General features: G+C 48.6%; 10 protein-coding genes and 1 pseudogene. 9 read left to right on the top strand and 2 right to left on the bottom strand.

Annotated features, from left to right (window positions below):
* The first annotated feature begins 1037 nt into the window (after window positions 1-1037).
* The 4 genes from FE784_RS39835 to FE784_RS39820 all read left to right on the top strand — a co-directional run bounded on the left by FE784_RS39835 (window position 1038) and on the right by FE784_RS39820 (window position 5874).
* Complete coding sequence (locus FE784_RS39835; RefSeq protein ID WP_139607853.1) at window positions 1038-2006, top strand: LacI family DNA-binding transcriptional regulator; 969 nt, start codon at window positions 1038-1040, stop codon at window positions 2004-2006.
* Between the two features lie 98 nt (window positions 2007-2104).
* Window positions 2105-2395, top strand: a complete 291-nt coding sequence (locus FE784_RS39830) for a hypothetical protein (RefSeq protein ID WP_139607852.1) — start codon at window positions 2105-2107, stop codon at window positions 2393-2395.
* Between the two features lie 143 nt (window positions 2396-2538).
* Window positions 2539-3885, top strand: a complete 1347-nt coding sequence (locus tag FE784_RS39825) for an ABC transporter substrate-binding protein (RefSeq protein WP_139607851.1) — start codon at window positions 2539-2541, stop codon at window positions 3883-3885.
* 189 nt (window positions 3886-4074) lie between these two features.
* Window positions 4075-5874, top strand: coding sequence for a right-handed parallel beta-helix repeat-containing protein (locus tag FE784_RS39820; RefSeq protein ID WP_176706867.1), 1800 nt, complete (start codon window positions 4075-4077; stop codon window positions 5872-5874).
* 449 nt (window positions 5875-6323) lie between these two features.
* Here the strand turns inward: FE784_RS39820 and FE784_RS43065 are convergent.
* Window positions 6324-6895: pseudogene (locus FE784_RS43065) on the bottom strand (IS66 family transposase); the annotation flags it as partial.
* Window positions 6896-6966: 71 nt separating this feature from the next.
* Between FE784_RS43065 and FE784_RS39810 the strand changes: the two are divergent.
* Window positions 6967-7230 (top strand): IS66 family transposase zinc-finger binding domain-containing protein, encoded by a 264-nt coding sequence (locus tag FE784_RS39810; RefSeq protein WP_139607849.1) that lies wholly within the window; start codon window positions 6967-6969, stop codon window positions 7228-7230.
* On the opposite strand, the gene FE784_RS42295 is transcribed toward FE784_RS39810, so the two are convergent.
* Window positions 7218-7409 carry a MerR family DNA-binding transcriptional regulator gene (locus FE784_RS42295; protein WP_246132395.1) on the bottom strand — a complete coding sequence of 64 codons (192 nt, stop codon included), beginning with the start codon at window positions 7407-7409 and terminating at the stop codon, window positions 7218-7220. The two genes, FE784_RS39810 and FE784_RS42295, sit on opposite strands and share 13 nt — an antisense overlap.
* 10 nt (window positions 7410-7419) lie before the next feature.
* On the opposite strand from FE784_RS42295, the gene FE784_RS39800 reads away from it, so the two are divergent.
* The 4 genes from FE784_RS39800 (at window position 7420) to FE784_RS39785 (ending at window position 10817) form a co-directional block, all read left to right on the top strand.
* Window positions 7420-8301 (top strand): alpha/beta fold hydrolase, encoded by an 882-nt coding sequence (locus FE784_RS39800; RefSeq protein ID WP_139607848.1) that lies wholly within the window; start codon window positions 7420-7422, stop codon window positions 8299-8301.
* Between the two features lie 188 nt (window positions 8302-8489).
* Window positions 8490-9416 carry a DUF2268 domain-containing putative Zn-dependent protease gene (locus FE784_RS39795; protein WP_139607847.1) on the top strand — a complete coding sequence of 309 codons (927 nt, stop codon included), beginning with the start codon at window positions 8490-8492 and terminating at the stop codon, window positions 9414-9416.
* Window positions 9391-10137, top strand: coding sequence for a MerR family transcriptional regulator (locus FE784_RS39790; protein WP_139607846.1), 747 nt, complete (start codon window positions 9391-9393; stop codon window positions 10135-10137). Before FE784_RS39795 ends, FE784_RS39790 begins: the two co-directional genes overlap by 26 nt.
* 203 nt (window positions 10138-10340) lie before the next feature.
* Window positions 10341-10817, top strand: a complete 477-nt coding sequence (locus FE784_RS39785) for a DUF1579 family protein (RefSeq protein WP_139607845.1) — start codon at window positions 10341-10343, stop codon at window positions 10815-10817.
* The last annotated feature ends 572 nt before the right edge of the window (window positions 10818-11389 follow it).

Raw genomic sequence — 11389 nt, 5'->3', positions numbered from 1 at the left:
TGACATAGAAAACTTATTAAACCCTTAGCTGCCTTATTATTAATGGGCGTTAGTTATTTATGGGATTGACGATTAACTTAACAGATAACAAGAGCTGAAGTACTACACCATGGGGCTGTGACGGAATTTACCGTGCAGCTTCGGAGCAGGTTTACAGATTTTTATATCCGGAATCGGTAGCTATGTACTCGGACTTGCGGAGCATGACTTTCAGGACAAGGAAATTGCGGTGCTTGGAAACAGCTGTTTTCTGGAGGAATATCGGAGCAGCAGGACGTTCATACGCGGCCTGCAGGTGCTGGCGGAACAAATTGTTGACGCGAATCCCGGTGCGGGAGGTGAGGATTCCGCCGGCAGCTGCGAACGAATACACAAATCGGCTGTATCGGAAGTTTGCGGATAAGCACGGAGCCTACGAGACAGAGTACGGAACAACGCTTGTATACTCCACGCCTTATAGCCGATTTGCCGACTTCTGCAACCGGTATAAATAAAGCGGGAGATCAGGTATGTGTAAAAATAGGTGATGACGTGGCTATGAAAGTCCGTCGCAATTCAAACGGGAATACTGCAAGATATTAAAGCGCTGCGGAAAACTTCTTACGCTGAGGGATTCAAGGATAGTTCATGATGGATGTCATCCCAAAAAAGACGGGCTTAGGGCAATTAAATTGACATTTTTCTAACGAATTCTGAAATAAACCGCGATCTTCACTGCGGTGCAATTCAAATTCTAATTCTAATCACATTGAACTTATTTTTCACCCTCCAGTGTCTCAACCTATGGGAGCATTATACGAATTATGCATTGCAACAAACAAGAAGCCTCTCCGTTTGGAGAGGCCTTAGCGGGTGGCAAAATACACAGCGACAAGTACCATATAGGGGGAAGCGCACTTTATGTTTTGTAAATTTCAAATGCAAGCGTGTGTATAAAAATGTGCATAAATAAACAAAAGTTCCATCCCTGAAACGTATTGATTTTCATACAAACGTTTGTTATCTTTGGATCAAGAAAGCAGAAGGAGCCATGCAAAATGGTCACGATCAAAGACATTGCGAAAGCAGCAGGCGTCAACCATTCGACAGTTTCACGCGCATTAAACGATGACTACCGTGTAAGCGATAACACGAAAGAACGCATCCAGGCGATTGCCAAGCAAATGAACTACATCCCCAATTTGGCAGCGAAGCAGCTTGTGCAGCAAAAGACACACGTCGTCGGTCTTATTTGGCCACCCAAAGAAGGTCTCTTTTTCTATAACATGAGTGTGCAATTGCAGATGGAAGGAGCGCAGCGAGGATATCGGGTTGTGCTAATTGCAGACTTTCCGGGAGAAGGGATGGCAGCGTTCCGGCAGCTTGGTGTTGACCACATCATGCTCTGGAATTGCTACCCGAATCTCCCGGTCAGCTTCTACACCGAGCGGGCGCGGTTTCGCGGGGAAGTGCTGGCGATGGCGGGACCAAGGGTGGATGGCGCACACTTACTTGGTGTTGACCGGCAAGGTGCATTTGTACAGGCGGTTCGCCATCTGCATGCACTGGGGCATCGCCGGTTGTCTTATATCGGGCGTCCGACTCATAGAGACAAGCTGTCTGGTTTTATCCAAGGTCATGCGGAGCAGAACTTGAAGTACGATCCGGCATTTGTAGTTAGCGACATCAGTCCAACATTTGAAGAGGAAGTGTTGGCGATGCTGAAGCGCAGCGACCGGCCAACCGCGATGCTTGTCAGCTCCCAAACGGTGTTGTTCCGACTGTTGCGTATTTTCCGGCGCAGCGGCATACAGATTCCGGATGATTTGTCTGTCGTGGTGTACGACGATGTACCGGAGCTGGAGGAACTTGAGGTGGCGTTCACGGCGATCGGACCTTCTGCCCAGGAAATGGCCGTTCGTGCGTGGGATATTTTGACCGGGACATACGGCGAGGGAGAGGAACGCTATGTGGATGAAGTGATGCCGGCAAGACTAGTGCAGCGGGAATCGACACGGTCTTTGTAGTACATGATGGAGGGTGGCATGATACGAGGGAGAGAAGACAATGGAGTGAGGACGGGAAGACGGGATGTAAAGAGCTGGTACGGACATCGCAGTACGGCATGGAACGCCGCAAGCTGCTGGCGGCACTCGGCATGACAGGTGCGGCAGTGATGGGAGCATCGCTGCTGCGGCACGAGTCCAACGCAGACGGGGCAACGATGCTTCAATCGGTGTATGGTCCGCCGGAAATCATTCAGCGTGGCGGCAGCTTCAATCACGTACAAATGAATACAGTGCGTCAAGGAACAGCGGCGAATCAGGTGCGGTACGGTCTGTCGATTGAGGATGCCGTCTGTGAAAGCAATGTGGTGACGAACAACGTTTTGACCCCGGTCAACTGGCTGAGCTGAACGGTGGAGGAACCGGTACAATGACAACCGCAGGCAACCACATGTAATATAGCCGAGTTGCTGCATGAGGACTTCACAAGAAATGAAAGCGCTTTATTTTTATTGGACTTGGCGTCTATATCAATTTAAGGGGGCCTTTTCGTATGACAGCGAACAAGGAGAACAGAGCAGGAAAGAAACATCGGGTAGTCGCCGCGATTGGATTGGCAGCGCTGCTGTTGGCGGCGTGCGGCGGAGAGAAGGGGAATCCGGGAGGATCGGGTGCGGACGGTGGCAGCGATCCGGCGCCAAAAGAAACGCCGAAGCCGGTTACGCTGTATATGTTGCAGGACCGCGCGACGATTTCGGACGAGGAATTCGCCAACTTGATCGCCGCTCCGGTGAAAGCGAAATATCCGCATATTTCGGTTGAAATGGTGCGCGCAACGGGAGGCGTTCAAGGTCTCAGCGAGATGATTTCGGCAGGCACATTCCCAGACATAATGTTTTCGACGTATCCGCAAATTCAGGTGCACAAGGAAATGGGAACAGCGGAAAATTTATCGCCTTACATCACCAAATACAAAATGGATCTCAACCAGTTCGACCCGGCGGCGATGCAGACATCGCGCATCTACGGGGGCAGCAGCACAGACGTTTATGCGGTGCCGTTTTCGCTGAACTTCTTGGCTTTGTTCTACAACGTGGAGCTGTTCGATCAATTTGGCGTCAGCTATCCGACGGAAGGCATGACATGGGATCAAACGATGGAGCTGGCCCGAAAATTTGCCCGTTCGGCCAACGGCGTCGATTACAGAGGCATTATGATCCCCGGTGTGACGGATCTCGGGACACAGTTGACGCTGACGCGGGTGGACGCGAAGACGAACAAAGCGCTGCCGGACCAGGAAGGATGGAGAACGGTTCTGAAGCTGATTCAGGACGTCAATGCGATTCCGGGCAACAAAAACTCGACGTTGGATCATTTCCTGAAAACACAGTCGCTCGCGATGCTGCCAAGCTACGATGCGCGCTTTGCCGCTCTGGAGAAGCTGTACGGCACACCGGACGATTTCAAATGGGACATCACCCAGTTTCCGAGTCATCCCGGCAAGCCAAATACGACGCTGGCTTCGTCCGGCCACTTCCTGCTCGCTTCCGCGCTTGGCAAGCACAAGGAAGAAGTGTTCCAGGTCATCCAACTGCTCACGAGCGAGGCGAACCAGAACTTGATTACGGAGCATGGTCGCTTCACGGGGCTAAGCAACGAGACGATCAAGAACAAGTATGGAGTCAATATGAAATCGATACGGGGCAAAAACATCAAGGCAGTGTTCAAAAGTGCCTTTGCGCAGCCGTATCAGCCGACCGTTTATGACGAGCTCGTTCACAAAGAACTGACCGCGATTGCGAAAAAAATGATCGAAACCGGGATGGATGTCAACACCGCTCTGCGCGATGTGACAGAAGCCGGCAACCGGGCGATCGAGGCGGATGTCAAAGGAAAATAACCGGGAAGCAAGGCAGAACGCTTTTTTGCAAATCAAGCGAAGCAGACTGACAACAGAATGGCCCACTCACCTCCGCGTATTTGTAGTGTACTGCTTTCTCTGTAACTCAAGCATACAAAAAAACGCCCAAAAGCCAACGGATTTCATTCCGTTAGTGCCTTGAGCGAAGCGAAAGGAATGGGTATAACGATGACAAATGGGAACAAACACGACATGCAGACGAACAACGTTCAACAAGCAGACAATCTGATTAGCAGACGGGCGCTACTGGCAACACTCGGTGTCGCAGGAGCAGCACTTGGCTCGACGGCGCTGCTCCTGCCCGGCTGGGCAGAGGCTGCTCCCGGCGGCTCCGTGAACAATGACGTATACGCGAAGGAACCGGGTGGTGTGCCTGGGCAAATCGACACAATCATAACCCGGCTCAACAACATGTGCGCGATCAACATCAAAGATTACGGAGCGGTGGGAGACGGGACGACGGACGACACGGAGGCATTCCGCAACGCAGCGTTGACTGGCAAACCACTGATTGTGCCGAGAACGGATGCGTTTTATAAAGTCAGCGGCACGATTTTCATCCGCAATTCGATCTATGGCATCGGTATGCCGGAAATCCGCATGGAGGGCGCTGACGGCACCGTAGGGAAGCGACTGCTGGCGATTGCCTCCTACAAAGGGAGCGGCCTTCATGTCACCGGCCTCCATCTGAATGGCCAATATACCGGCGGTTCGGCAGGGGAGCAGTCTCATTTGCTGCGTGTCACCGATTCCAGGCATGTCTACATTCATCATAACCGATTCGACTCGGCCTACGGGGACTGCATATATTTCGGCTCGGACTACCTGGGTCCGTGCGAAGACGTACATGTATACAGCAATATGCTGATCGATCCTTGGCGATGCGCAGTATCGATCGTATCCGCGCGGCGAGTCTGGGTGCGGGACAACGTGATACTGGACGGATTCGACTATGTGGCGACGATCGATATCGAGCCGAATCGCACTAACTCAGGCTCGGATATTGTGGAGGATGTCTGGATCGAAAACAATATTTACGATAGCGTGGGAGTGTTTGTTAATTCGTACAACCCGAACGCGGCGTTCAAAAACAAGCGGCTGACGATTCGCGGCAATCAGGGACAGGCCCGCTATTTTTTTCGCTGCAACGCCGGAGACGTCGGCAATACCGAGGATGTCAGCATTACGGACAACATCTTCTACGGCTCAGTGGGGGACGCGAGAATGTTTACGACTGGACGCGTCCGAAAGGGGCTGGAAATCCGCGGCAATCGCGATGCGGGGACAGGCGGAGCGGGTTGGAACATTGCCAATGCAGAAGCGCCGGTCATTTGCAATAATACGATTGAAGTGAATCGGTTGATCGCGATGTCCGTGCGAAACTGCAATCGCATTCTCATGTGCGGTAATACGATTAAACATGTGTATTCCAGCTACGGCGCGATACGGATTTCGGGTCCGGAGCCTTCCACAGGTAATGTAATCTCGCACAATGTCCTGGTCGGCTCCGATTACGGCATTCGGTTCGACACGATCGTCACCGACACAGTTGTGAGCGGCAATTCGATCGAAGCTGCCCGGCAATGTATCTATCTTGCTCCGGAAGCGAGCGGTTCGGACGTGCGCATTATGCCGGACAACGTGTTTTCGGGCGCTGGCGCTCCGGTCGGCAATGCCGGCTATGTGCAGCGGTTGATGACTCCGGAAGGACTCGCCAAGGGCGCTGCGGTCAGTTGGGCCGATAACGTGACTACGACCGGCGAATGGGTACGGGGATCGCTGGTATACAGGACGGACGTGTCTTCTTCGGACTACGTCGGCTGGGTATGCGTAACCAGCGGAACGCCCGGTGTATGGGAGCCGTTCGGCCGGATCGGAGAGGAGCGGCTGGTGCTTCGCTCGACTATGGGCAGCCGGTATGCGGTGACGGTGACCGATACTGGTTCGCTGCAAACAACGCTGCTATAAGCCGTGGATTTTATCTCCCCAAGATCCATTTGCATCCCATTGACATAACAGGTAAGGAAAAGTATGTGGTGCACCTATTCATTTCCGGGAGTGAATAATTATTCAGTGCGTGAATGTCGTTACGAATTTGGGATCTTTTGCCTTCAATTTATTGTGAATCTTCACGCCTAAGTAACAACGTTTTTTATGTCGACTGACCAAGTGATGAAACAAAACCAGCGGAGCCGCGCGATTTTTCGGGCTCCGCTTTATAATTTTTGGTGAAACATCACAATGCTTTTTTTCTCATTCAGCGTCCCGGCTTTGGCTGATTTTAATCTTGTCACATCCGATATGAAGGGGGATTTCTATAGAGTAACAATGGCTCCCGGGGAAACCAGGTCGTTCACATATCATTACGTCAAATAGCCCCCACCTAGCGGTGGGAGCAGACTTGGGCTATGCTGTGCTTAGATCTTCTTCAACCGGCAATCCGCTGGAAGTAAGGCTGACCAAGGCAGGAACGACTGGAGCGCTTCGGCATCCAGCGGTCCGGGAAGCTGCGGCAACTGCTCGAAGAGAAACTTCAAGTAGTTGTACGGATGCAACCCGTTCTCCTTCGCTGTCTCCATCACGCTGTAAATCTTCGCGCTCGCTGCGGTTGTTGTCCAACTCCAGGCGGCCGTCGGCTAGAATCGCCTACAGCTTCTCCCACTGGTTCAAGCTGTAGGCGATCGCTTGCCCGGTCAGACTTTTGGGCAACGTTCGGGACCTCTGCTGCTTGAGCCAATCCGCATACGCCTCCACCACCGGGACTCCGCTTCTGCCGCTCGGCATGGCACACCTCGGGCGAAACGTCCGCCAACTCGCGCTCAATCGCGTACAGGTGGTTGCAATACGCCAGTCACTGCCCCGCGACCGTGCCCGGCTTCCCGGTCCCGGGCGGTGCCGCCTTCAGCGCTTCGTCGAATTTCCGGCGTGCATGCGCCCAGCAGCCGACGAGCTTGACCTTCGCGACTTTGTGGTAACGAGAAGACGCATCCGGATCAGCTCGAGTTCAACCTGTTCAACGAGGCCGAGGTGCTGGCCACGCCGCCGGGACAAGAGGTGCAGATGGAGAAGGTAACCTACGAGCGCCACAAACGGACAGGCAAGCGTGAAGACGACCTCTCGAACCTGCCGGTGGAGACGATCGTCTACAAGCTTGAAGAAGGTGAGCAAATTTGCACCTGCTGCGGAGGTTCCCTGCACGAGATGACGACCGAGACACGCAGCGAGATCGCCATTGTGCCCCCGCAAGTCAAGGGGATCCGACAGGTACGTCATGTAACTGCTGATTTAAGAGCCAAAGCGCGGTTTCGATATCAAGATTCATAATTTTCTTTCATCACATCGTACACCTCGGGAATCTCATATCCTCGTAATAACGCCCGAATGGTAACAAAGCCTTGCATATGGAGGGATGTGTAGCATCTGCGGTTACTCGGCGTCCTCGGCACATCCGGAATCAGGCCTTGATCTTCGTATCTCCGTAACGTAGTCGTACTTACATTCAGTTTCTTTGCAATTTCTATTGGCGTAATAGAAGTGGGTTTATCGGGAGATCCCAGCCATCAAACCGTCATGTTACCGATTACAAAAAAATCCGTTTACAATCAGGAAGCGGATAATTTGAAGCAGTGGGGTGTCGATCCAGAATTGGGCAAACATTTTGTAGAGGGACTTACGGATACGTTTCAGGTTCTATTTTTTGATTATGAAGGACATCGATTTCAATATCCTAACCCAGAAAGGCTCACACCTGATAATATCGTAACTGATTTCCTGCATATTGCTGACGAAATGAACATTAAGAATTTCAGTTACTACGGATACTCATGGCTTGCTTTGGTGGGATTACAACTAGCCATAAGGACAAATCGTCTGGAAAGCTTGGTAATGGGTGGATTTCCACCTTACGAAGGGCCTTATCAAGAGATGATGATTGTTACCAACAAAACACACATGCAAGCGTTGAGTACGCAGGGTGAAGGTATTAAGCGCCCTCATGGTGCCTGGAATTCAGATGACATGGATTGGACAAACATTGAAGTTACGATTGATCCCCGCGTAACGAAGCAATTTGTTCCGATGTATCAGAGTCTTGCTGATTTTGATGATCGTGGTATTCAAAATAAGCTGAATCTTCCGAAACTAGCTTTTGCTGGAGAGATGGATACTATCGTGTATGGCGAAAATTTTGGCAATGTTACTGTAGACATGGTTGGATTATTGAAGCGAAATAGGGGGGAGTTAGTCGATCTAGGATGGGATGTTGAAATCCTTATGGGAAATGATATGGACCATACGAAAGCCATGCAGCCGTCCTCGGTTTTACCGCTTATAAAGCCATGGTTCATGCGAAGCCTTGGCATTCAGAAAAAGAACATATTCACACCATCTGATTAAGCTAACGGGTACGAAAACACTATAACAAGGGAGGCGATCGCCGCAGCAGCTGCTCCCTGTTCTCGTTGAAGTAACGGGCAGGATAGTTTTAAGAACATGTAGATTAATATTGATTCAAGGTTCTTGACTATGACGTAAGGTCATAGTGCATAATTCTCTCTAAGAATACATAACTAGGAGTGAGAGAGATGAACATAAAAACATTGCGTTCAGACCAAATTTATCAAAAAATTGCCCAAGCCTCGCCCGAGGAAAAGCTTGAATTATTCAGAAACGAAATGATGGCTCCCTTTATGAAACAATGGCAAATTCAACAGATCCCTTATAGAGCCGATGAGGCGAATGGTTTTGACGTTATTACGTTTAATAGTATGATGCATCGATCCCCTGATAAGATTACCCCGCAGATTTCACCTGAGGTAGAGTTGATTTCGTCAGATTCTTTTTGGTCAGAGTGTGAGGATGCTGTAAGGAAAAGCCTCCGTCTATTTATAGAACATGAAATAAATCTCCCCGTATCCGAATATTTGTTTACCCTACAACTAGGGAATCCGGAAAACCGTGCCTTAACAATAAACGAAGGATATAGCGGCTTTGGGGGCATTCCCGGGTTTATCTGGGGTACACTCTTGCCAAATGAGTACACGATTCCTCGAATGAAGGCTGCGCTGGCGCACGAATGCAATCATAATGTGCGATATCAATTTATTCAGTGGGATCACACCGTTAATTTGGGCGAGCTCATTGTAAGTGAAGGATTAGCTGAAAACTTTGCTACTTTCCTATTCGGAGAAGAATTGCTCGGCCCTTGGGTAACGAAAACAAATGCAGAAACACTTAACAGGCGAATTAAGCCCGTGCTCCGAGAGCAATTGCAATTAACGGGGTTTGATCAATTTGCCCCGTATCTTTACGGTGACGAGATCGCAGAACTTCAGAACTTTAAACCGGTCAATATGCCTTACAGCGCCGGCTACGCTTGCGGATATCATTTAATCCAGTATTATTTAAGAAAAACAGGGAGAACGATCTTTGAGGCCACGATAACGCCTGCTGCTCAAATACTAGACGAAGTAAAAGGATTTTGGGATGAAGAAACCATTATTAGCGGTTAAAGATATTGTTCAGATTACAGGCATTACAGCCCGGACTCTGCATTATTACGATAGAATCCACTTATTTAAACCGACACATCTAACGGAAAAAGGGTATCGCTTATATGATCGAAGCAGTTTGGAAAAACTTCAAACCATTTTGATCTTAAAGGAAATGGATTTTTCCTTGAAAGAAATTGCGGACATTTTAAAGTTGACCAGGCAAGAACAGAAACAAATATTAAAGAAGCAGAGACAAACTTTATTATTGAGAAAACAAAGACTGGAAAACATCATGACTGCTCTCGATGAATACGTTTCGGGGAATGATATTAGTAATTTGCACATTTTTAACCGTTCTTCCGTTTTGCCATTGAAAGAACAATATGCCAATGAGGCAAGATTCATTTATGGCGAAACAGAGGCGTACAAAGTGTATAATGAAACGATGGAAAATTTATCAGTAGATGAAAAAGAGAAACGTTTTTCCGATATTGAAGAAATATATAAACAAATTGCGTCTTGTATCCATCAGGATCCTTCCTCCGATGAAGTGCAGCGATTAATCGAAGAGTGGAAAGAAAATCTAATGCAATTCATGACATGCGATGCAGAGTTACTGGCTTGCATTGCCCATACCTACAAATTCGATGCACGATTCAAAAGCTACTTTAATCAATATGGCAATGAAGATTTAGCAGATTTTCTTTACAGCGCAATTATGCAAAATATCAATCGGTAATCATCTCAATGAATGGTAAATGCTCAACAATCACTCCCCAAGGTAGCTTGGACCATGACGATCGTCTATGTGGCCTACAAATGCATGACTCCGTAGAAAGTAAAAATTCGAAACAGCAATCGATAAGAAACCACATCATCTTTAATAAGGTAGAATAAAATTAAGCGCTGCAATAGTCCTGATTATGAAGGAGGCACATATTAGTGAACGAGAAGGATGCTTCCCTTGTTCCACACGATCCGTCCAAGCCGGATCCTGCTCTTACTCGCTTGAATATATTTGTAGGCAAATGGAATACAGAAGGACTGATTAAGGTGAGTCCATCCGAACCGGCTGCCAAGCTGAAGGCAACTGATATTTATGAATGGCTGCCTGGCGGGTTTTTCCTTATTCACCATGTGGATGGCTATATGGGGGACGAAGAGGTTAAGACCATTGAGATCATAGGTTATGATACTGCAAGTCAAACCTATTTCACGCACTCGTATGATAACCGAGGCAGTGTCGGCGCATATCAAGCAAATCTGGTTGATGCTATCTGGACCATCTCAGGAAAATCGGAGCGCTTCACAGGTAATTTTAGTGATGACAGAAACATTTTAACCGGCAGTTGGGAGCTGTCAGGCGATGGCGGCATTTGGGTGCCTTGGATGGATATCAAGTTGACAAAAGTCGTTTAGCTGCAAACACCCCAAGCTAATCACAAATAAGTAAGGCACTGAATTCCCTTCTTGCATTGTTAGACTTGCGGAAAAATAGTTTAACCAAGACATGACGATAGCCGATTGTGTGACCGGCTGCCGTTTACTTCATCATAAATCGCTCTCCCCGTTTTCGGAAGGAGTGGGATTACAATGAAAGATGAAATACTAGATTACTTAATCAAAAGATTGTCTGAGTTGAAAAAGAGAAAAAGCATTTGGCGAGATGTTCGTAGTAAAATAAAGGAAGAGTTGAAGAACTTGAGGATATTATCAATAGAATAAAATCGGGAAACTTGGAACACCGTGCGGATTAGTCTTTTATGATTTGAATACTGTGAGGATCATAGTTTAAAGTAGCACCAGATTCTTGGACTGACTCGTTAATCTAACTGGGAACGTTAGTTCAATAAAACAGTGGTAGTCTAAGACTTTATACTTCATTTAAGAAGACTGACGATAATTCCTTTAATAAACCCCGTGAAATCAAGTTTTCTAGTCTAACACTGCATCAAAAGGGAGGAGCACTTCTATGCGATCGATCGAGCACG

The sequence above is a fragment of the Paenibacillus hemerocallicola genome, from assembly GCF_006265175.1.
GTDB classification, from domain to species: domain Bacteria; phylum Bacillota; class Bacilli; order Paenibacillales; family NBRC-103111; genus Paenibacillus_AB; species Paenibacillus_AB hemerocallicola.
This window is presented reverse-complemented; position numbering and strand designations above follow the sequence as displayed.